The 26,568-nt window shown below is 62.5% G+C and carries 22 protein-coding genes and 3 tRNA genes; 16 read left to right on the top strand and 9 right to left on the bottom strand.

Annotated features, from left to right (window positions below):
- Positions 1–19 precede the first annotated feature (19 nt).
- The gene (locus tag AC1DMA_RS09065; protein ID WP_478143990.1) at positions 20–1,981 is read left to right on the top strand and encodes a dynamin family protein; all 1,962 of its coding nucleotides are present in this window, start codon (positions 20–22) and stop codon (positions 1,979–1,981) included.
- Positions 1,982–2,006: 25 nt separating this feature from the next.
- The gene (mutY, locus tag AC1DMA_RS09060) at positions 2,007–3,044 is read left to right on the top strand and encodes an A/G-specific adenine glycosylase (protein WP_478125267.1); all 1,038 of its coding nucleotides are present in this window, start codon (positions 2,007–2,009) and stop codon (positions 3,042–3,044) included.
- A 33-nt stretch (positions 3,045–3,077) separates the two neighbouring features.
- On the opposite strand, the gene rapZ is transcribed toward mutY, so the two are convergent.
- The 3 genes from rapZ to AC1DMA_RS09045 are packed head-to-tail and all read right to left on the bottom strand — an operon-like array spanning position 3,078 to position 6,530.
- A complete protein-coding gene (gene rapZ / locus AC1DMA_RS09055; RefSeq protein ID WP_478124727.1) occupies positions 3,078–3,953 on the bottom strand; it encodes an RNase adapter RapZ in 876 nt (291 codons plus the stop codon).
- A complete protein-coding gene (gene recN / locus AC1DMA_RS09050; protein WP_478143989.1) occupies positions 3,950–5,632 on the bottom strand; it encodes a DNA repair protein RecN in 1,683 nt (560 codons plus the stop codon). Before recN ends, rapZ begins: the two co-directional genes overlap by 4 nt.
- 1 nt (position 5,633) lies before the next feature.
- Entirely contained in the window at positions 5,634–6,530 is an 897-nt protein-coding gene (locus tag AC1DMA_RS09045) for an NAD kinase (protein WP_478143988.1), read from the bottom strand.
- 28 nt (positions 6,531–6,558) lie between these two features.
- Here AC1DMA_RS09045 and hrcA point away from each other — a divergent pair, with 28 nt between their 5' ends.
- From hrcA to greB, 4 genes are all read left to right on the top strand, one after another.
- A complete protein-coding gene (hrcA, locus tag AC1DMA_RS09040) occupies positions 6,559–7,563 on the top strand; it encodes a heat-inducible transcriptional repressor HrcA (protein ID WP_478124724.1) in 1,005 nt (334 codons plus the stop codon).
- Between the two features lie 55 nt (positions 7,564–7,618).
- Positions 7,619–7,695 (top strand) — tRNA-Ile (locus tag AC1DMA_RS09035).
- Between the two features lie 80 nt (positions 7,696–7,775).
- Positions 7,776–7,852 (top strand) — tRNA-Arg (locus AC1DMA_RS09030).
- A 689-nt stretch (positions 7,853–8,541) separates the two neighbouring features.
- On the top strand, positions 8,542–9,117 hold the full coding sequence (gene greB, locus AC1DMA_RS09025; RefSeq protein WP_478124723.1) for a transcription elongation factor GreB: 576 nt from the start codon (positions 8,542–8,544) through the stop codon (positions 9,115–9,117).
- 11 nt (positions 9,118–9,128) lie between these two features.
- Here the strand turns inward: greB and AC1DMA_RS09020 are convergent, their stop codons facing one another.
- The 4 genes from AC1DMA_RS09020 to AC1DMA_RS09005 form a co-directional block, all read right to left on the bottom strand.
- The gene (locus AC1DMA_RS09020; protein WP_478124722.1) at positions 9,129–11,381 is read right to left on the bottom strand and encodes a RelA/SpoT family protein; all 2,253 of its coding nucleotides are present in this window, start codon (positions 11,379–11,381) and stop codon (positions 9,129–9,131) included.
- Positions 11,382–11,473: 92 nt separating this feature from the next.
- On the bottom strand, positions 11,474–11,677 hold the full coding sequence (gene rpoZ, locus AC1DMA_RS09015) for a DNA-directed RNA polymerase subunit omega (protein WP_093162973.1): 204 nt from the start codon (positions 11,675–11,677) through the stop codon (positions 11,474–11,476).
- Between the two features lie 35 nt (positions 11,678–11,712).
- Positions 11,713–12,333, bottom strand: a complete 621-nt coding sequence (gene gmk / locus AC1DMA_RS09010; RefSeq protein ID WP_478124721.1) for a guanylate kinase — start codon at positions 12,331–12,333, stop codon at positions 11,713–11,715.
- Positions 12,334–12,344: 11 nt separating this feature from the next.
- Positions 12,345–13,262, bottom strand: a complete 918-nt coding sequence (locus AC1DMA_RS09005; RefSeq protein WP_478124720.1) for a YicC/YloC family endoribonuclease — start codon at positions 13,260–13,262, stop codon at positions 12,345–12,347.
- 90 nt (positions 13,263–13,352) lie between these two features.
- Between AC1DMA_RS09005 and AC1DMA_RS09000 the strand changes: the two genes are divergently transcribed.
- The 9 genes from AC1DMA_RS09000 to AC1DMA_RS08960 all read left to right on the top strand — a co-directional run bounded on the left by AC1DMA_RS09000 (position 13,353) and on the right by AC1DMA_RS08960 (position 20,542).
- Positions 13,353–14,360: a serine/threonine protein kinase gene (locus AC1DMA_RS09000; RefSeq protein ID WP_028249365.1), complete on the top strand. Its 1,008-nt coding sequence runs from the start codon at positions 13,353–13,355 to the stop codon at positions 14,358–14,360.
- Positions 14,357–15,262, top strand: a complete 906-nt coding sequence (locus AC1DMA_RS08995; protein WP_478124719.1) for a PP2C family protein-serine/threonine phosphatase — start codon at positions 14,357–14,359, stop codon at positions 15,260–15,262. The genes AC1DMA_RS09000 and AC1DMA_RS08995 overlap by 4 nt, the downstream gene beginning before the upstream one ends.
- Before the next feature lie 36 nt (positions 15,263–15,298).
- Positions 15,299–16,027, top strand: coding sequence for a ribonuclease PH (rph, locus tag AC1DMA_RS08990; RefSeq protein WP_478124718.1), 729 nt, complete (start codon positions 15,299–15,301; stop codon positions 16,025–16,027).
- A 10-nt stretch (positions 16,028–16,037) separates the two neighbouring features.
- Positions 16,038–16,637, top strand: a complete 600-nt coding sequence (gene rdgB, locus AC1DMA_RS08985; protein ID WP_478124717.1) for an RdgB/HAM1 family non-canonical purine NTP pyrophosphatase — start codon at positions 16,038–16,040, stop codon at positions 16,635–16,637.
- Positions 16,634–17,887: a radical SAM family heme chaperone HemW gene (hemW, locus tag AC1DMA_RS08980; RefSeq protein WP_478143987.1), complete on the top strand. Its 1,254-nt coding sequence runs from the start codon at positions 16,634–16,636 to the stop codon at positions 17,885–17,887. The genes rdgB and hemW overlap by 4 nt, the downstream gene beginning before the upstream one ends.
- A gap of 14 nt (positions 17,888–17,901) precedes the next feature.
- The gene (locus tag AC1DMA_RS08975; RefSeq protein WP_478124715.1) at positions 17,902–18,573 is read left to right on the top strand and encodes a TetR/AcrR family transcriptional regulator; all 672 of its coding nucleotides are present in this window, start codon (positions 17,902–17,904) and stop codon (positions 18,571–18,573) included.
- A 37-nt stretch (positions 18,574–18,610) separates the two neighbouring features.
- A tRNA-Ser gene (locus tag AC1DMA_RS08970) sits at positions 18,611–18,698 on the top strand.
- Between the two features lie 1,327 nt (positions 18,699–20,025).
- The gene (locus AC1DMA_RS08965; protein ID WP_478143986.1) at positions 20,026–20,247 is read left to right on the top strand and encodes a hypothetical protein; all 222 of its coding nucleotides are present in this window, start codon (positions 20,026–20,028) and stop codon (positions 20,245–20,247) included.
- A gap of 19 nt (positions 20,248–20,266) precedes the next feature.
- Positions 20,267–20,542 (top strand): hypothetical protein, encoded by a 276-nt coding sequence (locus tag AC1DMA_RS08960; RefSeq protein ID WP_478143985.1) that lies wholly within the window; start codon positions 20,267–20,269, stop codon positions 20,540–20,542.
- A 9-nt stretch (positions 20,543–20,551) separates the two neighbouring features.
- On the opposite strand, the gene AC1DMA_RS08955 is transcribed toward AC1DMA_RS08960, so the two are convergent.
- Positions 20,552–21,559: an AraC family transcriptional regulator gene (locus AC1DMA_RS08955; RefSeq protein ID WP_478124712.1), complete on the bottom strand. Its 1,008-nt coding sequence runs from the start codon at positions 21,557–21,559 to the stop codon at positions 20,552–20,554.
- Between the two features lie 366 nt (positions 21,560–21,925).
- Between AC1DMA_RS08955 and AC1DMA_RS08950 the strand changes: the two genes are divergently transcribed.
- Positions 21,926–22,927: a helix-hairpin-helix domain-containing protein gene (locus tag AC1DMA_RS08950; protein ID WP_478124711.1), complete on the top strand. Its 1,002-nt coding sequence runs from the start codon at positions 21,926–21,928 to the stop codon at positions 22,925–22,927.
- Positions 22,928–23,066: 139 nt separating this feature from the next.
- Here AC1DMA_RS08950 and AC1DMA_RS08945 read toward each other — a convergent pair.
- A partial coding sequence (locus tag AC1DMA_RS08945) for an autotransporter outer membrane beta-barrel domain-containing protein (RefSeq protein ID WP_478143984.1) occupies positions 23,067–26,568 on the bottom strand: 3,502 nt, incomplete at its 5' end.

Here is a 26,568-nt window from a genome sequence, read left to right as displayed (position 1 = left end):
CCTCCTTACATTTGTCCCCTTGACTGCTTCCTTTAATCAGCAATTCGACCAGCATGGCGCGTGGCGACGCAATTTCGCGCACCGCTTGAAGTGGCTTGCCAGCTGGCTGAACGAAAACGAACTGCTGAACCAGAGCGTTGCGGAGCGCTTGCGGGACGTCGAGTCGCAACTGCGAACCAGCAAGGTCATGGTCGCGTTTGTCGCAGAGTTCTCGCGTGGCAAATCCGAGTTGATCAACGCGATCTTCTTTGCAGGCTACGGGCGCCGCATCATGCCCGCGAGCGCTGGGCGCACCACAATGTGTCCCACGGAGCTGGGCTACGACGCCACGCATCCGGCCAGCCTGCGGTTGCTACCGATCGAAACCCGACTAGAGGCGTACTCTCTCTCGCATTGGCGGGACGAACCGGAGCGCTGGACCGAAATCGCGATCGATGTCGACAACGCAGAGCAACTGTCGCAGGCGATGAGCAAGGTCGCCGAGGTACGCTGGGTTCCGGTGCAAGAGGCTCAGGCACTTGGCTTCTGGAGCGACGACGCGCCCGACGACAACCCGGTCCCCGATTCTGATGGCCGTGTGGAGATTCCGCGCTGGCGGCATGCCTTGTTGAACATGCCGCATCCGTTGCTGGAGCAAGGGCTGGTCATCCTCGATACGCCGGGGCTCAATGCCATCGGCGCCGAACCCGAATTGACGGTGAGCCTGATCCCGCAGGCTCACGCGGTTGTGTTCATCCTCGGCGCCGATACCGGCGTGACACGCTCGGATCTTTCGATCTGGCGCGAACACCTGGTCACCGAGGGCGATGTGAGCGAAACCCGCATCGTGGTGCTCAACAAGATCGACACGATGTGGGACATCCTCAGCACGCCCGCTCAGGTCGACGCCCAGATCCAGCGACAGCGCAAGGGCGCGGCTGAACTGCTCGGCGTGCCGCTTTCGCAGGTACTCCCGGTTTCGGCCCAGAAGGGTCTGCAGGCAAAGATCCGCCGGGACGTGCCTTTGCTTCAGGCGAGCCGCCTTCCCGCGCTGGAAGCCGTGCTGGGTGAAGGATTGCTCGGCAAGCGAGAAACAATGCTGCGGCTGGCGGTCGATGCCGGCATCGCAGCCCTCCGCACAGAAGCAGCCCGCATCCTGCACGTGCGCCAGCGAGACCTGTCGGAACAGGCGCTCGAATTGCAGGGCCTACGCGGCAAGAATGGCTCGGTGATCCGTCACATGCGGGTGCGCATCGAACAGGAGCAAACCGAGTTCGAAGGCAGCAATACGCGCATCCTTGCCTTGCGATCCGTGCAGGGAAAGTTGCTGCGGGAGGTGTATGCAGTCCTCGGGAGCACCGCGCTCAAAGCGGACATGGGCCGCTTGTCTGCGGCCCTGAAGCGGCGCGGCATCAAGTTCAACGTGCGCAAGGTGTACGGCGAAACCTTCGACGCGCTGCGGAATAATCTGCGCGAGGTCCAGGCGACCACCGCCGAGATCCAGGCGATGCTGCATGCCACCTTCCGGCAGCTCAATGCAGAGCACGGCTTCACGCTCCAGGCTCCGCCCGAGCCGGATCTCACGGGTTTCGAGCAGCAGCTGACTCAGATCGAGCGCAGCCACACGCACTATCTCGGCGTCGGCAATCTGCTCAAGTTGTCGCAGCCCGATTTCTGCGACAAGCTGGTGCGCGCGCTGGCAAGCCGTCTTCGCGTCGTCAACGAAGCGGCCATGACCGAGGTCGAGCGCTGGAGCAAAGGCGCTGGCGCACAACTGGATGCTCAGCTGAAGGAGCGGCGCCGCACCTTCACAAAGCGGATCGAGGCCGTCGAACGCATTCAGGGAGCTGCCGGCAGCCTCGACGAGCGCTTGGCGGAGCTGGCCGCCCAAGAGAGCAATCTGGCTGAATTGCATCGCCGCTTGGGCGAGCTCACAACGTTGCTCGTGAGCCATGAGACGCCCGGCGCCGTGCCGGCGCGCAGTGAGCTCAGTGCGGTCTGAAGGCTCTCGGTCGCCGGCGCAACTCATCGCGCCCGCCTTCGCAGAAACTGTCGTCGCCTGGCAGCACACGCATGGGCGCAGTGAGCTTCCATGGCAGAACACGCAAGACCCCTATCGCGTCTGGCTCTCCGAGGTGATGCTGCAGCAGACACAGGTTTCAACCGTGCTCGGCTACTTTGCGCGTTTCCTCGAGCGCTTTCCGACTGTCGGGGCGCTCGCTGCAGCGCCTGAAGATGAAGTGATGGGGCTGTGGAGCGGACTCGGTTACTACAGCCGCGCCCGCAACATGCATCTGTGTGCAAAGGAAGTCATCGCGCGCTTTGGCGGGGAGTTTCCGAGTACGGCAGCACAATTGCAGACACTTCCTGGCATCGGCCGCTCCACGGCATCTGCAATCTCGGCTTTCTGTTTCGGGGAGCGCGTCGCCATCCTCGACGGGAACGTCAAGAGGGTGCTCACGCGAGTGCTGGGGTTTGAGGGCGACCTGTCTTCCTCGGCCCAGGAGCGCACGCTCTGGAACGAAGCGACCGAGCTGTTGCCGCCGGCCACGCAGAAGCAAGCCATCGCCCGCTATACGCAGGGATTGATGGACCTGGGCGCCACGGTTTGTCTTCCGCGCAACCCGAGTTGCATCATCTGCCCGGTGGGAGATGCGTGCGTTGCCAGACGGGAAGGTGCACCGGAGAGGTATCCGGTCAAAACGCGCAAGCTGCGGCGCAGTGCCGAGTCGCTATGGATGCTGAGTGCCCGTGACGATCAGGGGCGCGTATGGCTCCAGAAGCGTCCCGCCAGAGGGATATGGGCAGGGCTCTATTGCCTGCCCGTCTTTGATTCCCGCGAAGCGTTGATTGACAAACTCTCCGCCGCCGATCGCAAGCAGGCACGTGACGAAGCCGGGTTTGTTCATGTATTGACGCACAAGGACCTTCATTTGCATCCGGTTGCGGTCGTTTGCCGCGCACCCTCGACGCTGAGCGAAGACGGAGCATGGTTCGACGATCGCCAGTGGCCGGCGCTCGGCATGCCCGCGCCGGTGCGCAAATTGCTCTTGAACGCTGGTTGAGCCGACCGCAATCGCGCCATCGCGCAACCGCGCTCAGGATCCGTCGAGTTCCCGGTGCCGCTTGAGTGCGGCCCATTTTGAGCCGAAGCCGCGCGCCAGTTGCTCGACCAGGAAAACAGACCGATGCTGTCCGCCCGTACAGCCGATGGCTACTGTCACATAACTGCGGTGGTCCCGCGCAAGCGCGTCCAGCCATCTTCCGAGAAATTGCGCGATGTCGTCGTACATGCGCGCGACGTCGTCGTGCTCGCGCAGCCACTCGATGACTGGCGCATCGCGACCCGTCAACGGACGCAGCGCGGGCACATAGTGCGGATTGGGAAGCATGCGGACATCGAAGACGTAGTCGGCATCGAGCGGCACGCCGCGCTTGAAGGCGAATGACTCGAACACCAGAGTGAGGGCGCTCTCGGGCGCCGCGATCAGCGACTTGATGTAGCTCTGCAGTTGAGCTGGCCGAATGATGCTGGTGTCGATCACATCGGCACCATCGCGCAGGTCGGCGAGCAGTTCGCGCTCCAGGTCGATCGCTTGCGTCAGCACGCGCTGTTGCTCGGGTGCGTAGGTGTGGCCTTCCTGCCGGGACAGCGGATGGCGGCGACGGGTTTCCGAGTAGCGCCGCACCAGCGCGTCCGTCGTCGAGTCGAGGAACAGCGAGCGCAGCGAAACGCCTTCTCGCCGCAAGCCTTCGAGTTGCTGCGGGACGAGCGGCAGCGAAACGCCGCTGCGCACGTCCATGGCGATCGCCACCCGCGCTGTCTGTTGTTGCTGCTGCAATGCGACGAAAGGCGCGAGCAGTTCCGGCGGCAGGTTGTCGACGCAGTAGTAGCCGGCATCTTCGAGCGCGTGCAGGGCCACAGACTTGCCCGAGCCGGACATTCCTGTGATCAGCACGAGTTCGAGACTCATGCGGAAGTCTCCGGTGTCTTGTTGCCCAGCATCTCGCGAGCGTGCGCCAGCGAGGTCTGCGACACGCGTTCCCCGCCCAGCATGCGCGCGATTTCCTGCGCCCTGCCTTCGTTGTCCAGGACGGAGACTCCGCTTTCCGTGCGAAGACCGTCCTGGCCCTTGGCGGCCGTCTGTCGCTTCGCAACCACCAGATGGTGATCGGCACAGGCAGCGACTTGCGGCAGGTGAGTGACTGCAAGAACTTGCCGGTCGCGACCCAACTGCCTCATGAGTCGCCCGACGGTTTCAGCGACCGCGCCGCCGACGCCGGCATCCACCTCGTCGAAGATGAGGGTCTGCGCCTCGCCGAGTTCACTGGTGGTCACGGCGATGGCCAACGCAATGCGCGACAACTCGCCGCCGGAGGCCACTTTGCCGATAGAGCGCGGCGTGCTGCCCGCATGCCCGCTGACCAGGAATGCGATGTCTTCGAGGCCCGACCTGCCGGGTTGCGCCAGCGGTTGAAGTGCCACTTCGAACCGGCCGCCTTTCATTCCAAGCTCTTGCATGGCCTGCGTGACCGCCTGCGCGAGCCGCGGTGCGGCCTGCTTGCGCGCCTTGCCCAAGGCCTTCGCTTCTTTCATGTACGCTTGTTGCGAAGCCAGTTCGGCACGTTCGAGCGCACCGATGTCACTTTGGGCATCGAGCGCTTCCAACTCGGACTGCCACCCGGACAGCAAGACCGGAAGCTCGGCAGGTTGCCGCCGGTAGCGCCTGGCAAGCGACATCCAGAGACCCATCCGCTCGTCCAGTTCGGCGAGCTTCTCGGGGTCCGTGTCAGCCTGCCGGAGATAGCCGTGCAGCGAGTGAGCGGCATCCGCGGCTTGCGCGACGCTCGAGGCCAGAACCTCGCCTAGAACCTTGAACTCGGGTTCGATGTGATCGCAGTTCTGCAGCAGCGTCACCGCACGGCTCAGCGCGGACAGCGCTCCGCCGTCGTCGTCTTCGAGGGCGGAGCATGCGCCCTCGGCGGCTTCAATGAGGGCCTGGGCATTGGAGATGCGCGCATGGCTCGCCGAAAGCTCTTCCCACTCGTCCGTGCCAGGGTCGAGTTTCATGACCTCGGCGACTTGCCACTGGAGCCGCTCACGCTCGCGCTGCAGGGAATCCTGCGCCGATCGCGCGGTTTCCAGTGCGGAAATGGCTTGCCGCCAGGCGTGCCATGCAGCTTCCAGTGTGGTGGTCGTGACGCCCGCATAGGCATCGAGCAGACCTCGAACCGCATCAGGACGAGTCAGGCTTTGCCACGCATGCTGACCATGGATGTCGAGCAGGTGGTCGCCGAGTTCACGCAACTGCGTGGCGGTGGCGGGACTGCCGTTGATCCAACCGCGGCTGCGCCCCTGTAGATCGACTGTCCTTCGAAGGAGCAGGGAATCGCCAGCCTCGAATCCGCCTTCGTCCATCCAGGGACTCAGCGCCGGGTCGGCGTCGAATTCTGCGCTGACGTCCAGGCGGTCGGCACCTTCGCGCACGGCACCGGCGTCTGCGCGATTGCCAAGCGCGAGTTGAAGCGCGTCGACCAGGATCGATTTGCCTGCGCCGGTTTCACCGGTGAGGACGGTAAAGCCCTTGGAGAGATCGATTTCGAGGGCGCGCACGATCACGAAGTCGCGCAATGCGATACGGCGCAATGCCATGTCAGGAACCTCCTTCGTTCCAATGCAGTTTCTTGCGCAGCGTGTCGAAGTAGCTCCAGCCTCGGGGGTGCAGGAACCGCACGCGGTAGTCCGAGCGGCGCACAAGGACCCGATCTCCGATGACCAGCGATGCGAGGGATTGCATATCGAAATTGGCACTCGCGTCCCGTCCGCCAACGAGCTCGATGGAGATTTCTTCTGCATCCGGGAGCAGGATCGGGCGGTTGGAAAGGGTGTGCGGTGCGATTGGCACAAGGATCCAGCCTGGGACAGCCGGATGCAACAAAGGCCCGCCCGCCGACAGCGCATAGGCAGTCGACCCCGTCGGCGACGCAATGATCATTCCGTCTGCCCGCTGGTTCGCCACGAAATGACGGCCGACCGTTACTCGCAATTCCACCATTCCGGATGTGGCGCCGCGATTCACGACCACGTCGTTCATGGCTTGGGCGTCGAAGACCGACACGCCGTCGCGCATTACCTGCGCGTGCATGAGGCTGCGGTGGTCCTCTTCGTATTCGCCGGCAAGCATTGGAATCAGCGTCGCCTGGTAGTTGTCCAGTGCGATGTCGGTGATGAACCCGAGGCGCCCCCGGTTGATGCCGATCAGTGGAACACCGTATGGCGCGAGCTGCCGTCCGATGCCGAGCATGGTTCCGTCGCCTCCGACCACCAGGCCGAGGTCGCACTCTTCCCCGATTTCTTCGACGGTGAGCGCCTTGTAGCGGCTCACTTCGACGATTTCCGCCTGGGACTGCTCGACAAAGACAGTGCAGCCTTGTGATTCGAGGAACGCGCCGATGCCCTCCATGACTTCGTCGAGAGCGCCGCATTGCGCCCGAGCACCAGAAGCCTGGTACTTGCCAATGAGTGCGACGTGACGAAAGCGAGGGCCCATCTACAAATTACAACATTAAAATTGCCCGATGCTGGACGATCGCGCCAAGTTGCTGCTGAAGACACTCGTCGAGCGCTATATCGCCGAGGGCCAGCCCGTCGGCTCCCGCACTCTGTCTCGCGCCTCTGGACTGGATCTTTCGCCCGCGACGATCCGCAACGTGATGTCCGACCTCGAGACCCTCGGCTTGATCGCAAGCCCACATACGTCGGCAGGCCGCATCCCCACGGCACGCGGCTATCGGCTTTTTGTCGACACCATGCTGACGGCGCAACGTGAACACCTCGCCGCGCCAAGCCTTGCCCCGGACCAGCCGCAGAAGGTCATCGCCAATGCCGCGAACTTGCTGTCGAGCCTTTCGCAATTCGTCGGGGTTGTCATGGCCCCGCGGCGCGCCTCCATCTTCAGGCAGATCGAATTTCTCCGGCTTTCCGATCGCCGATTGCTTGTGATCATCGTCTCGCCGGACGGCGACGTGCAGAACAGGGTCATCTTTCCCGAGGCCGACTATTCGCAATCGCAGCTAGTGGAGGCATCGAACTACATCAACGCCCACTATGCGGGGCTGTCGATCGAGCAGGTGCGCGACCGACTGCAGTCGGAAGTCGAGCAACTGCGCGGCGAAATCGCGGAACTGATGCAGGCGGCCGTCAAAGTGAGCTCGGAAGTCCTGACCGAGGCGCAGGACGAAGTAGTGATCTCCGGAGAGCGCAATTTACTTGCGGTCACCGATTTCTCCAGCGACATGGGCCATTTGCGTCGTGCTTTCGAACTGTTCGAGCAAAAGGCCCAGTTGATGCGTCTGCTGGACGTTTCCAGCCAGGCCGAAGGTGTGCGCATCTTCATCGGCGGCGAAAGCCAGGTCGTGCCGTTCGACGACCTCTCGATCGTGAGCGCGAACTACGAGGTCGATGGTCAAGTAGTGGGGACCTTGGGCGTCATCGGCCCGACTCGAATGCCGTACGACCGGATGATCCAGATCGTCGACATCACGTCGAAGCTCGTCACGAACGCTTTGAGCCATCGGAAGTAGCGAAGTAAAGGAAGCAGGAGTGCGCGCCTGTGTCCCACTAGAATCCGGATCGCGTGGGCCGTTAGCTCAGTTGGTTAGAGCAGCGGACTCATAATCCGTTGGTCGCTGGTTCAAGCCCAGCACGGCCTACCACCCCGTTTTTTTCTTTGCCTTGCGTGAAGCTCTGGATCGAGAAAAAGTGTCCAGTTTTGAATGCTATACTTGCAAGCTGTGCGGCTGTAGCTCAGTTGGATAGAGTACTTGGCTACGAACCAAGGGGTCGTGGGTTCAATTCCTGCCAGCCGCACCATCTCAATAAAGGGTTAGCTCGTTGACGCGAGCTAACCCTTTTTCTTTGGTGCGGCCGTATTCGCAGGTTCTTCCCGGCGCATGAAAAAGCCCGCCGAAGCGGGCGAAAGGACCTTGGAGTCCAGAGGAGAGCGTTCATTGTGAGCGTCTCCGGCCGCTTGTGTCCAGAACTACGTCACCTGATGTAAGTGGCGCTCCCGGCCGACTATGCCGTTGACACTACCGCGCTCAGGGCCGAAAGCGCCAAGCCTTTTACCCGCGGCCATAATCGTTGACGGCGAAGCCAGCGCTGCTTGGAGTGACTACCCTCTATCCATCAGATGGAGGGTCCCACGTTTCCTTCCTGGCCTTCTTTGGGGACAACAAGATGAGCTCATTGCAAATGTTCCTGCCAGTCTCCGAGCCTGCTCGCAGCGAGGCACTTTCTCGCCTGAAGCGAACACATCATTTGCCGCGCCATCTCGTCAAGGGCATTGCTCTTGGAGAGCAAGGGAAGAGATTGGTTGTTCCGGACATCTCTCGGCAAGTCGAGCAGTCCCTGCCAGTCTCGGACACCTCAGACGCGTCCGCGCCCGAGCAGCAGTCTGGCTGACCCTGCGGCCCTCTGGCAAGGGCAATTTCCAGCGACCGACGATCGCCCGGTGTGATACAACCGGCGCCCGATTTTCCTGTGGGTCGAAGGCTGGAGCAATGAGCAAGGCATTCACGAAAGAAAACGACGCCGACGACGATGAAAGCGGAGAAGGCAGCGCTCTGCCTCCGCTTCCGGCCGGCGGCAAGAACTACATCACGCCGGCTGGTTACGCGCGGCTGCGATCCGAATTGCTCGATTTGATGGACACGGAGCGTCCGAAGGTGGTCGAAGCGGTCCATTGGGCCGCGAAGAATGGAGATCGCTCGGAGAACGGCGACTACCTTTACGGCAAGAAGCGCCTGCGCGAGATCGACCGCAGGATTCGTTTTCTCACCAAACGGCTCGAGGTCGCCGAAGTCACCGATCCGTCAGTGCATCACGGCAGCGACCAGGTGTTCTTCGGTTCGACCGTGCTGTATGCGGACGAGAACGGCGACGAACGTTCGGTCACGATTCTTGGCATCGATGAAGCCGATAGCGCTCAGTCACAAGTCAGCTGGATTTCGCCGATCGCGCGCGCGCTCCTCAAAACCAGAGAGGGAGATGTCGTCAAACTCGCCACGCCGGGCGGCGTGCATGAGATCGAAGTGCTGTCGGTGAGCTATCCGCCGCCTTCGGACGGACCCCATTGAGCCGCTGAGATTCAGGGGACCGGCACCGTCCGGGTAGCGGCAAGGACTGAGGAGGTCCGCCGAACAGCGCGCAATACGACGTCGAGGTGCGTGCGGTCGCGCACCGCGATCACGAAGCGCAAATCGGTGGAGTCCTGCGGAGTCTCATCCGCCATCTCCACGTGCGTGATGTCGGCCTCGGTATCCGCGAGCGTAGCGGCGACCCGCGCCAATACGCCCTTGTCGTTGCGAACGGTAATGACCACTCCCGTTTCAAAAGCCCGGACCGGATCATCTGCCCATTCGACCGCGAAGAATCGTTCGCTGTCCTTGTAGCGCAGACGCTGGCCGACACCGCATTCCTCCGTGTGCACGACCAGGCCTTCGCCGTGCCCGAGATAGCCCACGATCGGGTCGCCCGGAATAGGGCGACAGCAAAGTGCGAAGCGCACGGATGAGTTTTCGCTGCCGTCCAGCGTGACAGCGCCTTGCGAAACGGCATCATGCGCCGCGAATCGCTCACGACTCAGCATCAGCGCATCGGGCTTTTCGCCACGTTCGGCCATCAGCGCCATCAACCGCTTTGCCACAATGCTTGCGATGCGCTTGCCCAGTCCGATGTCGGTCAGCAATTCGGCCCGCGTTCGGTTGCCGGTGAACCGCAGGAGCTTTTCCCACAGTTGTTGATGCTCGGCGTCGTCGACCGGCAGATTCCCGAGACCTTCGGCGCGCAGAGCCTGCGCCAGCAGCTTTTCGCCCAACCCTTCGGACTCTGCATGCGCGAGCGTCTTGAGGTAGTGACGAATCTTGGAGCGCGCCCGGCCGGTCCGCACGAAGCCGAGCCACGCGGGATTGGGCGTCGAAACGGGCGCCGTGATGATCTCCACGACGTCTCCGTTCTTGAGTTCGGTGCGAAGCGGAACCTGATCGCCGTTGATGCGCGCGGCCGAGGTGTGGTCGCCGATGTTGCTGTGAATCGCATAGGCAAAGTCCACCACGGTCGCGCCACGCGGGAGCGCCATGATCTGACTCTTCGGCGTGAAGACATAGACCGCATCAGGAAAGAGATCGACCTTGACGTGATCCCAGAATTCGGCCGCGTCGCGCGTCTCATCCTGGATGTCGAGCAGCGACTGGAGCCACTTGGCACCCAGCCGCTCGCTGGTCGGCGCCGTTGGCTCCGCGGCCTTGTAGAGCCAATGCGCCGCGACGCCCGATTCGGCGACCACGTGCATGGCTTCGGTCCGCAATTGGAATTCGACGTTCACGCCGGCTGGCCCCACCAGGGTGGTGTGGAGCGACTGATAGCCGTTGAGCTTGGCGATCGCGATGTGGTCCTTGAATTTGCCGGGCAGCGGCTTGTACATCTGGTGCAGGATGCCAAGCCCCGTGTAGCAGGAAATCACGCTGGGCACGATCAGCCGGAAACCATAAATATCGGTGACCTGGGCGAAGCTCAGGTGCTTTTCGTCCATCTTCCGGTAAATCGAATAAAGGGTTTTTTCGCGCCCTGCGATGCGTACGCTCATCGACGCGTTGGCAAAGGCTGTCTCTACTTCCTGCTGAACCTTCTGGATAAGGTCTCGACGTCGTCCCCGGGCTTTCGCGACCGCTTTGGCAAGAATGGCGTAGCGCCACGGACGCAGGTGCCGAAAGGACAAGTCCTGCAGCTCCCTGTAGGTTTGGTTGAGGCCCAACCGATGCGCGATAGGTGCGTAGATTTCGAGCGTTTCGCGCGAGATGCGCGCCCATTTTTCGCGCGGCGCGTCGTCCAGCGTACGCATGTTGTGCGTCCGGTCAGCGAGCTTGACCAGGATGACCCGCACATCCCGCGCCATGGCAAGAAGCATCTTGCGGAATGACTCCGCCTGGTTTTCTTCGCGCGTATTGAAGCGGAGTTTGTCGAGCTTGGTGAGACCGTCGACCAGCTCCGCAACAGGGGCTCCGAAGCGTTCAATCAGTTCTGACTTGGTCACCCCGCAGTCTTCGATCGCGTCATGCAGCAGAGCCGCCATCAAGGCCTGCGCGTCGAGCTTCCATTCTGCGCATTGGGCAGCGACTGCAATCGGATGCGTAATGTAGGGCTCGCCGCTGTTGCGCAGCTGGCCCAGATGCGCTTCGTCGGCGAAGCGATAGGCGCGGCGAACTTGGTCGATGTCCTCGGCGCCAAGATAGTCAAGCCGGTCGGTCAGCGCGGCGAAGCTCGCGGCGGCCGCATTCAGCGCCGCCGGACTCGGCTGGGGGCTTCGAGGAGCCTCGGATTGGGGCTTGACGACCGCACTCATAACTGCCACTTTAGCGTGGCAGCCGGGTCGACGCATTCAGGCATAAAAAAAGCACCGCATGCGGTGCTTCCTTGTTGCTTGTCTGCATCAGGTCAGCCGGGGACCTTTTTGAGCATTTCCAGACCGATCTTGCCTTCGGCGATTTCACGAAGCGCGGTCACGCCTGGTTTGTTCTTGCTTTCAATCTTCGGGGCGTGTCCCTGGCTCAGCATGCGGGCGCGGTAGGTCGCGGCCAGCACGAGTTGAAAACGATTCGGGATTTGTTGCAGGCAATCTTCGACGGTGATGCGGGCCATGAGGATCTTTCGGCGGTGGGCTGACGGTTGGCGGATCAGGGAATGTTCAGTGCGGCAAAGGTGCTTGCACGTATGCGGCGCTGTGCAGAATAGCGAAGCCGCTGAGCGTGGACGATCGCTTTCAGATCGAAAAGTGCGCGCTCAAAAACCTCGTTAATTATAACGAAATCAAATTCGCTGGCCCTGGCCATTTCTTCTGCTGCGTTTTTCAATCGCAGCTCGATGACCGAGGCGCTGTCCTCCCCGCGCCGCTCGAGCCGGGAGCGCAGCTCCTCCCAGCTAGGGGGAAGAATGAAGATCATCACGGCGTTCGAGAATGTCTTCCGGATCTGCAGCGCTCCCTGGAAATCGATCTCGAGAATGACGTCTGCGCCTTGCGCAATACGCTCTTCGATGGCTTTTTTAGACGTGCCGTAGCGCTGGCCATGAACGTGCGCCCATTCGACGAAAGCTTCAGCGGCCACCATGGCGTCAAACTCTGAGTGGGACGCGAAAAAGTATTCCCGGCCGTGCTTTTCCTGACCCCTCGGGGGACGGGTCGTGTGTGAGACCGAAGGTTGCACAGCCGAATCGAGTTCCATCAACGCCTTGACCAGACTCGATTTGCCCGCGCCGCTCGGCGCAGCGACCACGAAGATGTTGCCGGGGTAGTCCATTCGCTGGTTCTCTATTCGATGTTCTGGACCTGCTCGCGCATTTGCTCGATGAGGACTTTCATGTCCACGCCGATGCGCGTGAGTTCGAGGGTCGCGGATTTCGAGCCCAGCGTATTGGCTTCGCGATGCAATTCCTGAATCAGAAAGTCGAGCCGCTTGCCGATTTCTCCGCCTTTCTTGACAAGGCGCTCGATCTCGTCGAGATGGGAGTTCAACCGGGTCAGTTCTTCCGCGACGTCGATGCGGATCGCGAAAGCAGTGGCCTCGGTCAATGCACGATCCTGTGCCGCATCTGGGGGCGTGGCGCCGCCGCTCAGACCCATGGCTTCCTGCCAGCGCTCGAGGAAGCGTGTGCGCTGCTGCTCCACGAGCATGGGCACCAACGGCAACGCCTGCATCGCGAGCCCGCGCAATTGCTCAAGATGATCTTGCAGCATGCGGGCGAGACGGGAGCCTTCGCGCTCCCTGGCAGACATCAGGGCCTTCAACGTCTTCTCTGTCAATGCGGTGATCTCCGGACCCCAGTCGCCCCTTATCGCGCTGTCGCCCGAGGCGAGCCGCAGAACATCCGCGACGCTGAGATCCCGAGCGCTGGGCAGCCACGACTTGATCTGGTCCTGCACGCCATTGAGGCGTTGCAGCAACTTTGCCGAGGGCTCGCCCACCCCTGCGGCTGCCGTCGATTCAATTGCAGCACGGACTTCGACCTTGCCGCGCTTGAGCTGCTTGGTAATGACCTCGCGCAGCGCCGGTTCGTGCTGGCGCAGTTCCTCGGGCAACTTGAAAGTCAGGTCGAGAAAACGGCTGTTGACGGAGCGGATCTCGACCCCGAGACGAGCTCCGGCGGGAGGGCGCGCCTCGGCTTCTGGGTGGCCGCCTGCAGGGCTGTTTTGCCCGCTGGCATAGCCGGTCATGCTGTAAACTGGCATTGCGCCTCGCTGTGAATCTGTTGTTTGCACCGTGACGTCGGCACGGCGTTCGCTTGCCGCACCATCGCCTTCGGGCGAAACTCCCGGATTATGTCAAAGGTCAAACCTTCGCCCTTGCTGCCAGACACGGTCATTGGCGGTTATCGCGTCGTGCGCCGGCTTTCGGCGGGTGGTTTTGGTGTTGTCTACCTCGCCGTCGACCATAGTGGCCAGCAGGTTGCCATCAAGGAATATCTTCCGTCGTCCCTCGCCACGCGGGGCACCGGCGAACTGGCGCCGCAGGTCCCGCCCGAAAAGCTTTCACTTTACCGCCTTGGACTGAAGAGCTTCTTCGAAGAAGGTCGTTCGCTCGCGCAGATCTCGCATGCCTCGGTCGTGAGCGTTCTCAATTTTTTCCGCGAGAACGAGACGGTCTACATGGTCATGAATTATCTGGAGGGTGCGACCCTGCAGGACTTCATCGTCACCGCGCGCGACCTCAAAAAGCAAAAGGTCTTCCGCGAATCCACGATTCGCTCGTTATTCGACGAAATCCTCCGTGGCTTGCGCATCGTTCATCAGCACAAGATGCTGCATCTGGACATCAAGCCGGCCAACATCTTCGTGACCGACGACGACCGGGCGGTAATGATCGATTTCGGCGCGGCGCGCGAAGTGCTGTCCAAGGAAGGCAATTTCATCCGGCCGATGTACACGCCCGGATTCGCGGCGCCTGAGATGTACCGCCGCGACTCATCCATGGGCCCCTGGACGGACATCTACGCCATCGGCGCGTGCATCTACGCGTGCATGCAGGGGTATCCGCCGAACGACGCGCCGCAGCGCATCGAAAAAGATCGCCTCGGCCTTTCGCTGTCCCGGCTGCGCGGCATCTACTCGGACAACCTTATCGAGGTGGTCGAGTGGTGCATGTCGCTCGATCCGCTTTCGCGTCCGCAGTCCGTTTTCGCCCTGCAGAAGGAGTTGAGCCGGGAGGGGGAGCGCCGCTATACCAAGCTCACGGTCGGTGAAAAAGTAAGACTTTCCATAGACAACATGCGTTCATTTGAAAAGAAGGGGTTGCCCAAAGCGGCAGCACCGACCACCCGCCCCGCATGAAATTTTCTGTCTTTCAGGTCAGCCGCAAGGGCGGTCGTCTCAAGAATGAAGACCGCATGGGCTACTGCTACACCCGTGAATCAGGATTGTTCGTTTTGGCAGACGGCATGGGCGGACATCCGGAAGGCGAAGTCGCGGCGCAATTGGCCCTGCAGACCATAGCGGCGCTGTATCAACGTGAAGCGCGGCCGATCGTGAAGGACGTGAAGGCATTCCTGACGTCGTCCGTGATGGCGGCTCACCAGCAGATCATGCGGTATGCCGGCAACAAGGGCATGCTCGACACACCTCGTACAACCGTCGTGGCGGCGGTGATCCAGGGCACGACCGCCACCTGGATTCACTGCGGCGATTCGCGTCTGTATGTTGTGCGCGACGGCGAACTCCTCATGCGCACCCGCGACCACTCGCACGCCGAACGTCCGCGTGCCAATGCCGGCCCCGAGCCGGTCAATCGCAATCTGCTCCTGACCTGCCTGGGTTCGCCGACGCCGCCCTTGTTCGACATTTCGGAGCCGCTTCAACTGTTGCGCGGTGACCGGATCATGCTGTGTTCCGATGGCGTCTGGGGCGTTTTGGACGACAGCCTGATCGTTCACACGCTGTCTTCGGGCAGACCGGTTTCCGACGCCGCCCCCGACCTCGCCGAAATGGCACTGCGCAACGGCGGCAGCCACAGCGACAACGTGACCCTGATCGCGCTCGAATGGGAAACCCCCGACGCGCCGGGTCAGAAACGGGGTGTTTCCACCGACAGCATCAGCGATGGCGTGTTCGCGTCGACCATCCAGGCGGGTATGCCGTCGGACAGCGAACTCGACGATCTCGACGAAGACGCGATCGAACGATCGATTGCTGAAATCAACGAGGCGATCCGCCGCTCCGCCGCGCGCAAGGGCTGAGTCTGTTCCCTCTTTTTTCTTTTCCGTTCATCAAAAATGACTGTTTTCGTACGAAGCGGCGGCCGTGCCGCTGATCAGTTGCGCCCCGTGCGCATCACCCGTGGCTTCACCATCCATGCCGAGGGATCGGTCCTGATCGAATTCGGCCAGACGCGCGTCCTCTGCACGGCCTCCGTTGAGGAAAAGGTGCCCCCGCACAAGCGCGGCAGCGGCGAAGGCTGGGTCACGGCCGAGTACGGCATGCTCCCGCGCGCGACGCACACGCGCAGCGACCGCGAAGCCGCTCGTGGCAAGCAGAGCGGGCGGACGCAGGAGATCCAGCGTCTCATCGGCCGCTCGATGCGCGCCGTCTTCGATCTGGCTGCGCTCGGCGAACGCACCATCCACCTCGACTGCGACGTGCTGCAGGCGGACGGCGGCACGCGGACGGCCGCGATCACCGGCGCCTTCGTTGCTGCCCAGGACGCCGTCAACAAGCTGCTGGCGGACGGCAAGATCCCCGCATCGCCGATTCGCGGGCAAGTCGCCGCCATCTCGGTGGGTATCGTGCAAAACACACCGCTGCTCGACCTCGAATACATCGAGGATTCGGCCTGCGACACGGACATGAACGTCGTGATGACCGGCGCCGGCCATTTCGTCGAAGTGCAGGGCACCGCCGAAGGCGCCGCCTTCTCGCGCGGCGAAATGAACGCGCTCCTGGCGCTGGCCGAAAAAGGCATCTCCGAACTGACCGCGCTGCAGACGAAGGCGCTCTCGAGCTGAAGCACCGACGATGAAGCTGGTTCTCGCGTCCAACAATGCCGGCAAGCTCGCCGAGTTGCAGGCTCTTCTTGCGCCACTCGACGTCACCTTGGTGCGACAGTCGGAACTTGGCGTCGGCGAGGCCGAGGAGCCATTCCGCACCTTTGTCGAAAACGCGCTTGCCAAGGCGCGCCATGCGTCGGCGCACACGGGGCTGCCTGCCATCGCCGACGACGCGGGCCTGTGCGTTCAGGCTTTCGGCGGCCTCCCTGGCGTCGACACTGCTTACTACGCGACGCAGTTCGGCTACGAAAAAGGCGATGCGAACAATGTGCGTGCGCTGCTGGAGCAATTGGCGTCCAAGACCGATCGCCGCGCCGCCCTGGTCAGCACCCTCGTGGCGCTGCGCAACGCCGACGACCCTGAACCGCTGATTGCGGTCGGGCGCGTCGCCGGCTTGATCGCCAGCGAACCCGTCGGCGACAACGGCTTCGGATTCGACCCGGTGATGTTCCTGCCTCAGTTCGGCAAGACCTTTGCGCAACTGTCGCCCGAAGTGAAGAACGCCAACAGCCATCGTGGACAAGCTGCGCGCGCCATGCTGGCCCTGATGCGCGAGCGCTGGTCGTGAGCGCCATCATTCCGATCTCCAGCGGCGACGAGAGTGCCGCGGGTGCGGCGGACGCCAACGACGCCCTGCACCTGATGCGGCCTGGGCCGCTGCAGTTGTCGGCTCTGCCGCCGTTGTCGCTGTACGTTCATCTTCCGTGGTGCCTGCGCAAGTGCCCTTACTGCGACTTCAATTCCCATGAGTGGCGGAATGCGTCCGGCGAATTGCCCGAGCAACGCTATCTGGACGCCCTGGTTGCCGATTTGGACGCGGCGCTGCCGCTGATCTGGGGCCGGACGGTTCACACGATCTTCATCGGGGGCGGCACGCCGAGCCTGTTTTCTCCGGCATCCATCGACCGGCTGATTGGGGATTTGCGCGCTCGACTCAAGCTGACACCCGATTGCGAGATCACGCTGGAGGCCAACCCGGGCACCTTCGAGCGCGACCGGTTCCGTGCCTACCGGGCGGCCGGTGTCACGCGCCTGTCGGTCGGCGTGCAGTCCTTCAACGACGAGCATCTGAAGGCGCTCGGCCGTGTGCACGATCGCGCGCAGGCCATTGCGGCAGTGGAGGAGGCCGCCGCCAGCTTCGAGACCTTCAACCTCGACCTGATGTATGCGCTGCCGGGCCAGACGCCCGAGGACCTCGAAGCGGACCTCGATCAGGCGCTTTCGCTGGCGCCGCCGCACCTGTCGGTCTATCACCTGACCATTGAGCCGAACACCTATTTCGCCAAATTTCCTCCGGTGGTACCGGAAGACGACGCCGCCTACGCCATGCTCGACCGCATTTGCGAGCGCACGGCCGAGGTGGGGCTCGAACGCTACGAAATCTCGGCCTATGCACGCAACGGCCACCAGTGCGCGCACAATCTGAACTATTGGCAGTTCGGCGACTATCTGGGTATCGGCGCTGGTGCCCACAGCAAGCTGAGCTTTGCGCATCGTGTCGTGCGGCAAGTGCGGTTCCGGGAGCCGCGTCTGTACATGGACAACGCACTTGCCGCCCATGCCGTTGCGCAGAGTGAGGATGTTGGCATCGGTGCCCTTCCTTTTGAATTCATGCTCAATGCCTTGCGCTTGAAGGACGGCTTTACGCTCGCGCAGTTCGCGGAACGGACCGGCTTGGCTGTGACGGCCATCCAGCGCGGACTGGAAGAAGCCGAGCGCAAGGGATTGATCGAGCGCGACTTGGCGCGCGTGTGGCCGACAACGCGCGGCTTCGACTTCCTGAGCGATCTTCAGACGATCTTCCTGCCAGATTCCTGAGGAGAGATACCGCCATGGAAAACCTCGAATCTCCCGAAGTCAAGCGCCGATCCCGCGGACGGCCCAGCCCCGAACAGGCCGTCGCGCTGCGCGAATCCTTCCTTGCCGCCGCGTTGGAATCCTTCCTCGAAAAGGGCTATGCGGCCACCAGCATCGAGGCCATTGCTCGCGAGGCGGGCGTCGCCAAGATCACGATCTACCGCCAGTTCGACAACAAGGAAGCCTTGTTCAGGGAAGTGGTTCACCGCGCCGTGAGCAGTGCCCGCGAAAACATGCAGGCCACCTTGGTGCGCCGGGGCGCCGACGAGAGGCAAGTCCTGCTCGACCTGATCGAGCGCATGTACCTGAGCGCGACCGAGCCGAAGACCCTGGCGCTGTTGCGCCTGGTGATTGCCGAGGCCGTGCGCTTTCCGGAACTGGCGAAGTCGCTCTATGCGGAGAACAGCTACGTGCTCGCGCCTGTCGTCGAATACCTTGCCGAAGCACATCGGGCCGGAACGCTGCATGTGCCGTCACCTGAATTGGCCGCGGTGCAGTTGTCGACCTTGGCGTTTGGCGGCGTGCGCTTCTTCATCTCGAAGCCTCTGGCCGGGCCTGAGGAGCGCCGCGCCTGGGCTGAAGGGATTGTTGATTTGGTCATGCGAGGTTGGGCGCCGACGGCCGAAACGCGGGAAGACAACCGCTAAAATCGCCGGCTGTCTTCTTTGCACAGAAGGCATCCCAGGAGAGTTGGGTGAGTGGTTTAAACCAGCAGTCTTGAAAACTGCCGACGTGAAAGCGTCCGTGAGTTCGAATCTCACACTCTCCGCCACAGGTTGATGTCTCTCATCGGCGATCGGACAGTTCAAGGCCTTGTCCATCTCACCCATCCGTCGGCAGTGCGACTATCAGCGTAACCGATGAGACGCCGATTGCCTCGCGAAGTTGGCGCTGCACGCTGCCAAACCCATTTCTGCGACAGGACACTCCTGGTCTTACTTCCAGGAGAGTCGAAGGCCCACGCTGCCTTGAATGGAGGAACGCACTCGCGCATCTCCGGAGACGCTGAACACGCGCCCCAGTTCCCCGTAAAAACTGGTCTTGTCGTTCAGTGCCAGTGTCAGCGGCGTCGTCTTCCGCCGACGTGCCCTTCGCCTGATCCAGCAATGCTTGCAGGGCGGCTTCGTCCTCGGCCAGTGTCTCCTCGAACAGCCGGCGCTGCTCAGTGCTCATCGCCTCGGACTTCGCACCTAACTTCCAGGCCTTGTGACGTGCCAGTTCGAACGTGAGCTTCTCGAGCTTGCGTCCTTCAGGCGGAAGTCCTGCGCCTGGCGCTGGATGTGCCGCAGCATCTGTTGGGCGAGCGCCGTGACCGCCTCGGGCGTCAGACCTTGAAGGTCTCATCCTTGGGGTCGCGCAGGTCCTGCATGGACACCCATCATGCAACCCTCGCCTGCTTCGCGTCATTGGGAGTTGCGCTGTCAACGCGCGCTCGCTGCTGCGAGCCTATAGCCGTGCGATCACACTCATCTCTGGCAGGCGCTTCCAAGGCAGTCCCACCACCAGCGCATCGAACTGCGCCTGCGTCAGCGACAGCGGTGTCGCAGCGCACGAACGTGACCAAGCTCCATTTCGAAGTGCGCCGCGGCGGCGTGGCTGTTGATTCGATGCCGTACCTGAAGCCGCCGCCCGCCCCGTGATGTGTGGTAGGGGGGCGTGACTTGAATGCAGCACCGCTGGCCGGATTGGGTAAACCGAAAACTGACCATCTGGGGGTCAGTTTGTCGTGTCGCCTGACACCACCGCCCTGGGACGCTATTTTTTGGACAAGGGTGGCGAACTAATCGGATAGCAGCGGCAGGCGATTGACGGTCCAATGACCGCGAGCAACAAGAACCGGATCGCGACAAACGTCTCGACCGACGCTATTCGATCCCTCGTCAACCCTCGTCATGAATCGCAGATTTCGGCAACCTGCCTTTTGGAAGAGAGCAGCATGAACACCATCCTTCGTTCAATAGGTGGCACGCGCATCGTCGCATCCCATGCGCTCGGGTTTCCGTGGCGACAGGAGCTATCCGAACGCCTGCGCGCCCACCGCAAATCCAACCTTGCTTCGCTCGGACGCATGAGTCCACATGAGAGGAAAGGAGCACATCATGAACTCGTCTCAGGTGACTCTGCGCCCGAGCACTCTCTACGAACTGCGCTTTCGCTCGCTCTTCAACGAGGGGCGCGGATATGCGTTCCCGTGCGATGCCGACGGGCAGGTGACCATGGACTCGCTCAGCGACAGGGCTCGCAACAACTACCTCTATGCGCGTATCGGTGTCGGACGCGAGTTCTCGGTGCCCGCCGTCCAGCTTGCTGGTGTGGCGTGACCCCACAAAGGCCGCTGTCATGCGCAACCCAGTGCAGACTGCAAAACACCTGTGGCTGAAGTGCCCCGAGGACTTGGCCTGGGACATCTTCACGCTGGACTGCATGCTCGTGGTGCTGTTCGCGATGCTTGTCGCGGGACTGGCGAGCTGCAGCGCCAAATTCTCTGAATTCATTGCCGACCACGAGCAATGGCTTTGGGTAACCGGCGTTACGCTGGCCATCTTCGCGCTCATCAGCCTGTTGCGTGTCTTGTGGCCCAGCGAACGGATCAGGCCTCGCGCGTGGTGGGGATAGCCGGGCAGTTCACGAGGACCGAGCATTCCGTTGGATGGTTTCGGACGGCGTTTCCGAGAAGGCGAGCTTGTAGTCAATGGCAAAGCGACCGAGATGATTGAAGCCCACACCCAGCGCAATGGACGACACGTTTTGGTCTGATCGGTCCTGCTGCAACTGAGCACGTGCTTGGCGCAGCCTGTAATCCTTGAGGTAGGCAGCCGGCGTGAAGCCCGTGTGCTTGCGAAAGCTCTCAAAGAGCTTGAGCCGCGAAACGCCCGAAGCCGCCTCGATGTCTTCGAGGTGGATCGCCTCACGGTAGTTTGCTTCGATGAAACTTCTGGCACGCGCGATAAATGCGGGGATCTTGGCGCCGAGCGCTTGTTGGATCTGCCCCGAATAGTTGCTCGGCTGTGAGATCAGAAGGCCTTTGATCAGGGTCTCCTCGATCGATCGTCGGAAATAGCCGCACCCGTAGAGTTCCCGCGCGCGATCGATCTCGGTGAGGTAGTGCTTGACCATGCGCCACCAAGCAGCTGTCGCCCCCTCCACGGCATCCATGCTTTCGGAAAACACCAGCAGGCCATCGACGGGCCTGCCGAGGACATCGCTCAAAGTCTGCTCTAAGGCTGAGCGCGGGATGCCGACCACAATGTTGCGGCAATTTCCCGCAAGGCTGAACTCGGATGGCTGCTCGGGCGACACGGCAATGCCACGATTCGAGTCGGAGCGCACACGGCCCTGTAAAGATCGCAATTCCTGCTCGCCTGAAAGCGGCAGACTGAAGCTGTAGCTAGCGGATTGCTGCTTCCGGTCCGTATCGATCCGCAGCTCGACGCCGCTCATATCGGAGTAACCGACGGTCGTGGACATACCACTCAAGACGTGGCCGCTGTACATCATCCGAAAACGACTGGGCGCCGAGACATGCATTGAGTGCGGCCCGTAGAGGTCCTCGTGTAATTCACATGCGGCATTCCAGTCCAGGCCCCTGGCCAAGATCGAACCGTCCGGCCGCAATGCTTCCTTGAACAACATGGCCAGCCGTGCCCCCTCGAGCGAATAGTCAGAGCGAGAACCATCGCCTAACAAATGCGAGTATCGGCGAGAGCCTCGTCAGCACTATAGGGTTTCTCAGCATTGAAACGAGAGGTCGTCGTTTATTTGCGATAAGGTGCCCTTCCCCCAAAAAGGTAGGACATGCGCACGCGGATCCACGGTAGTGCGCGCAGGCAGCGGACGCGGGCTGTTGAGATGGCAGAGGGAATATCGACCTCGATGCACCGCGACCTGGCGCCCGCATGCGGTCGCACCGTCACTCTGTCCCGGATGCCCACTTTTCGGATAGAGGTGGCGAACTATTCGGATAGCAGCGGCAGGCGACTAACGGCCCAATTCCAGGCTATGTCCGCTCGAACCATCCAATCCATTGACGACCTGGCGCAACTTCCTGACGAAGAATTGCTGGCATGTCTCGGCGCCCTTCGGCTTGCCATCGTTGAAGCGAAGCGGCAACACGCGATCGCACTTCGAGAGCGTGTCGTTCCTGCGGGCTTGCCGTTCGCGTATCCCTCTTTCAATTGGCGACCCAAAGGTTCCCAGCTGCTGAACACGCCCATCCGGCTCGAACCGGATACGCCGATCGACGAGATTCCCGTGCGTGCGAGCGCCCGCGAAGCGCTGAGGGAGCTCAGCATCTTCTGCATCGAGGATCTGTCGGAGATCAGCGAGCAGGAGCTTCTGAGAGAAGAGGGGATCGGTGCAAAGACGGTCGGTCGATTGCGCGCAATACTTGCGCGCGTGGGACTCGACTTTCTACCGAATCCGAACATTGAAGAACGCGCGCATGAACAAAGCAAAGCGGTGCTTGCGCTGCCGTCCGAGGCGCGCACGCTCGCGCTGCGTGGCCTTGCGGATTCCGCGCCTGTGTCCGCGCTGGGCCTGCGACCTTGCACGTTGACTAGGGCGTTGGCCAATGATCAGGAGACGGTCGGTCAATTGCGACGGCTCACCCTGCCTCTGTTGTGCGAGCGTTTCGGAAAACGCGAGGCACGCGAGGTCTACGACTTGTTGATGGCGACCGATCGTCCATTCGCCAGTTCGGCGCCTCCGTTCGAGCTCTGGCGCTACGGTCTGGTCTCGACGAAGGAACTTCACATTCCCACGGCGCCCGAGACGCCGATCGTCGAATTGCGGCCCTGGCTGGGTGCGTCGGTGGACTCGATGAGCGCTTGCGGCATTCATACACTGGACGCGCTGCGTGGAGTCGCATCTCGAGGAGATGTTGCCTCGTTCCGCGGGATAGGGCGCGCCACCGCTGATCGTGTTCTCGGCCTTCTCGGCGCCCATATCACGCCTCAACCCCATCGTCTCGGCATGTCGACGGCGAACGTATCGGTGGCTTGATCGATCGGGATATCTCGATCAATAGCACCGCCTACGCAAACTCCCCATCGTCGAGTTCGCCACCATGCTGATCGACGGCGCTTACGTCCATCCCTAACATGACAATGCCCTGGGCTCCAATCGGCGATCGCCAGCGGCCTTATTTCCAGGAGAGTCGAAGCCCCACGCTGCCTTGAATGGAGGAACGCACTCGCGCATCTCCGGAGACACTGAACACGCGCCCCAGTTCCCCGTAAAGACTGGTCTTGTCGTTCAGTGCCAACGTCATGCCGGCAGCCAGCTCGGCAGACGTATAGCCGGTCCGGCTCGAAATGTCGGTCACCGCGCCGGGCGAGATGAAGCGTGCGATATCCGTGCCCGATCCGCCGTAGTACAAGTTGGCGCGGCCGTAGGGCTGAAGCCGTCCTGCGGATGTCGCCACGTCGCCCTTGATGCGAACGCCGAGCCGGCCGATCCATCCGGCATCGGTGTCCTGCCGCACGGTTGCGCCGCTAAGCTGCACATCGTCGAAGCTGCTCCTCTGATAAACCAACTGCGCTTGCGGTTCGATGCTCCAGCTGTCGGAAAGCTTGAAGGGCTTGCCAGCTTCAACCGAGGCCGTCAGGCTGCTGGCCTTGCCCGAGACGCTCGGGTTGAAGTCGGGACGCAGGGTGTACCGGTGGCTTCCGCCCTGCAGCACCGTATCGGCATAGAGCCCGTCCTCGCGCGTCCACGTCGCATAGCCGCCGAGGTAGCGAGACTGCAGGTCGTTGCGGCCAACGTGGCCAAACGTTGCGCGTGCATTGCCGCTGGTGTCGGAGCCGCCTTCGAGATAGCCCACATACACGCCCGCGCGCCAGGCGCTGTCCGACCACAGGTCGGTGCCGGCCTGCAGGCCGCCAAGATACCCGCTGCTTTGAGGGTTGACGGTGCCTTCCTGCTGGATGTCGAGATCGGTATAGATGGCGCGCCCCCATGCGCGCCGATCGCGCGGCGTTGCCGACGAAGCATCCGACGCAGTCTGCGGCTGTGTAATGTTCTCGTCGCCGATCCGCCTGTGCAGATTGCCGAGCATGGCCAGATCGCCCTGGCGGAACTGTGCGGGGAGACCGGCAACCATGGGCACCTCGGCTCGGTAGGTGGGTACCTCGACCGGCGGAGGAATGATGACCGGATTAGGCCCCGGGGGTGGCGTCGGGACGATCGTGGAAGTCGACCGCAGATACCAGTTCTCGCCAGAGCCGCCGGCATCCGCGGCGTAAAGGCGGTACTCGTAGGCCCCCGCATCGATGTGAGGCGCTTGCAGCGTGGTGTTGCCTTTGGCGACTCCGGCGATAGTCGCGCCGCCGGCCAGCACAAAGGCATCCTTGGTGGTCTGCGCCGTGGTAGTGGCGCCATTGCGCGCGCTGACGACCTCGATGCCGCTGCCGCTGGTGAGCGCACCCAGGCCGGCCACATTGGTGATCTCCAGATGGGTGGTGCCGCTGGCGCTCGCGCCGGGGCCGTCGAGCACGAACCGATCGCTGAGACTTGCGCTGTCACCCAGCCGGGTGCCCAGGCGCAGCGTGCCGCCCCGGCCGACATAGGCGCCGGCGACCGCGAGCGTGCTGCCTGGCGTGGTGCTCAGCAAACTCACAGTACCCGCGTTGTCCAGCGCCGCAACAGTCTGGTTGAAGCCGCCGGTATCGAGTGTCGCGCCGCTCGACACGGTATGAGCCGATGCAGCGCTGAAGGCATTGGCAACACCGGCCTTGAGCGTGCCCACGTTGACGTTGGTCGCACCGCTGTAGGTGTTCGCGCCAGCCAATGAGGCGACGCCAGCGCCAAGCTTGGTCAACGAACCGCTGCCGCTGATGGGTCCGGGCAGTTGGACGCTGTCCGAACGGTTGATGACAAGCGCCGCATTGTTGGTGATGTTGCCAAGGATGCCGCCGGCGGTGCCACCATCGCCGATCTGCAATGTGCCGGCATTGATCGTGGTGCCGCCGGTGTAGGTGCTGTCGCCGGCGAGCACCAGTGCGGCGGCACCCTCCTTGGTCACGCTGCCTGCACCGCTGATCACGCCTCCGAACGTCGTGTTGCTGTCGCTTTGCACGGTCAGCGCAGCGCTCCCGAGCGTGACGCTGCCAGCACCACCGAGGTTGTGCGCGAGCTGGTTGAACCCATTCAGCGCCAGCGTAGCGCCGGCCGCGACGTTCACGGCGCTGCTGGTTGCAAAGGCATCCGCTATGCCGGCTCGCAGAGTGCCCCCGTTGATCGTCGTCGCCCCTGTGTAGGTATTGGCCGCCGACAGCACCAGCGTGCCCGCGCCGTTCTTGGTGAGGCTCGTGCCATCCCACCCGGAACTGGAAGGCGTCTGGTTGCCCAATGGCACATCGACGTCGAAGGTTTCCGTCGCGCTCACGAGCGTGAACACGCCATGGCTTTGCGTCGCACCCGCCATCCAAGCCAGGCCGAAGCCTACGTTGTAGTCCAGCGAATCGACCGACTTGCTGCCGGCCAATGTGAGAAAGTCGAGATCGCCGCCGGCCCCGCCCAGTTCAACCGTCGAGAAGTCATTGGTGATGCCGCCCGACGTGTGGATCACGTTGAAATGCGTGCTCGTCAGGGCGCTCGCGGTGTTCGGCACAGCGGCGCCGAAGCCGGTGATGTCGAGCGTGCCGCCGAGGTTGGCCGTGGCCGCCGAGACGATGGGTTGGGTGCTGCCGAGATCGACGGCGAGCGTGCTTCCGGAAGCCTGCGTGAATGCGCCTGCGACAGTCAATGTCGATTCTGCGGCGATGTGCGTGGTGGCGCCGGATGCGGTCGTAAAGGCGTTCGCGTTGAAGGCGCCCGCCTGAGCGAGGTCGAGCGTGCCGGCGTTGACATCGACGCTGGACACCGAGGAGCCCGTACCCGTGAGCGTTGTCGTTCCGGCACCCGCTTGCACCACGGCTCCGCCGCTGATGGTGCCCGCGTAGGTCATCGCATTCGAGCGGTTGAACGCCAACGTGCCGTTGTTGGTGACGTTGCCGACGATGCTTCCGGTGGTGCCGCCGGCACCCAGTTGCAGCGTGCCCGCCGAGATGGTCGTGCCGCCCGCATAGGTGTTGTCCGCGGTGAGCGTGGTCGTACCGGTGCCGGCCTGCCTGAGCGAGCCGGTGCCGCTGATCGTGCCCGCGAAGGTCAGCGCATCGCTGCGGTTAAATGCCAGCGTGCCGTTGTCCACCACATCGCCAACGATTGAACCGCTGGTGCCGCCATTGCCCAACTGCAGTGTGCCCGCCGAGATCGTCGTGCCGCCGGTGTAGGTGTTGTCGGCCGTCAGCGTCGTTGTGGCCAAGCCGATCTGGTTGACGTTGCCGGTGCCGCTGATCGCGCCGGTGAAGGTCCAGGCGTTCCCGTGTCCGAGCGCCAGCGTGCCGTTGTTGGCGACATCGCCCACGATCGAACCGGTGAGACCAGTGGTGGTGCCAATCTGCAGTGTGCCCGCCGAGATCGTCGTGCCGCCGCCATAGGTGTTGCTGCTGGTCAGAACCAGCGTGCCATCGCCTTCTTTCGTCAGTGCGCCGCTGGCACCGGAGAGCGTGTTGGTCAGCGTGAGCGTCGTCCCCGCATCGGTCTGGATGCTGCCGTTGTTGGGAGTGATCGTGACCGCGCGGCCCGACGTGAAACTCGCACTG

The organism is Variovorax sp. 05N34 (genome assembly GCF_056397405.1).
This window is presented reverse-complemented; position numbering and strand designations above follow the sequence as displayed.

Excerpts from the sequence above, each read along its gene's own strand:
- rapZ (WP_478124727.1), bottom strand. The coding sequence starts at position 3,953 with ATGAGTCTCGAACTCGTGCTGATCACAGGAATGTCCGGCTCGGGCAAG.
- recN (WP_478143989.1), bottom strand. The coding sequence starts at position 5,632 with ATGGCATTGCGCCGTATCGCATTGCGCGACTTCGTGATCGTGCGCGCC.
- AC1DMA_RS09045 (WP_478143988.1), bottom strand. The coding sequence starts at position 6,530 with ATGGGCCCTCGCTTTCGTCACGTCGCACTCATTGGCAAGTACCAGGCT.
- hrcA (WP_478124724.1), top strand. The coding sequence starts at position 6,559 with ATGCTGGACGATCGCGCCAAGTTGCTGCTGAAGACACTCGTCGAGCGC.
- greB (WP_478124723.1), top strand. The coding sequence starts at position 8,542 with ATGAGCAAGGCATTCACGAAAGAAAACGACGCCGACGACGATGAAAGC.
- AC1DMA_RS09020 (WP_478124722.1), bottom strand. The coding sequence starts at position 11,381 with ATGAGTGCGGTCGTCAAGCCCCAATCCGAGGCTCCTCGAAGCCCCCAG.
- rpoZ (WP_093162973.1), bottom strand. The coding sequence starts at position 11,677 with ATGGCCCGCATCACCGTCGAAGATTGCCTGCAACAAATCCCGAATCGT.
- gmk (WP_478124721.1), bottom strand. The coding sequence starts at position 12,333 with ATGGACTACCCCGGCAACATCTTCGTGGTCGCTGCGCCGAGCGGCGCG.
- AC1DMA_RS09005 (WP_478124720.1), bottom strand. The coding sequence starts at position 13,262 with ATGCCAGTTTACAGCATGACCGGCTATGCCAGCGGGCAAAACAGCCCT.
- AC1DMA_RS09000 (WP_028249365.1), top strand. The coding sequence starts at position 13,353 with ATGTCAAAGGTCAAACCTTCGCCCTTGCTGCCAGACACGGTCATTGGC.
- AC1DMA_RS08995 (WP_478124719.1), top strand. The coding sequence starts at position 14,357 with ATGAAATTTTCTGTCTTTCAGGTCAGCCGCAAGGGCGGTCGTCTCAAG.
- rph (WP_478124718.1), top strand. The coding sequence starts at position 15,299 with ATGACTGTTTTCGTACGAAGCGGCGGCCGTGCCGCTGATCAGTTGCGC.
- rdgB (WP_478124717.1), top strand. The coding sequence starts at position 16,038 with ATGAAGCTGGTTCTCGCGTCCAACAATGCCGGCAAGCTCGCCGAGTTG.
- AC1DMA_RS08975 (WP_478124715.1), top strand. The coding sequence starts at position 17,902 with ATGGAAAACCTCGAATCTCCCGAAGTCAAGCGCCGATCCCGCGGACGG.
- AC1DMA_RS08965 (WP_478143986.1), top strand. The coding sequence starts at position 20,026 with ATGAACTCGTCTCAGGTGACTCTGCGCCCGAGCACTCTCTACGAACTG.
- AC1DMA_RS08960 (WP_478143985.1), top strand. The coding sequence starts at position 20,267 with ATGCGCAACCCAGTGCAGACTGCAAAACACCTGTGGCTGAAGTGCCCC.
- AC1DMA_RS08955 (WP_478124712.1), bottom strand. The coding sequence starts at position 21,559 with ATGTTGTTCAAGGAAGCATTGCGGCCGGACGGTTCGATCTTGGCCAGG.
- AC1DMA_RS08950 (WP_478124711.1), top strand. The coding sequence starts at position 21,926 with ATGTCCGCTCGAACCATCCAATCCATTGACGACCTGGCGCAACTTCCT.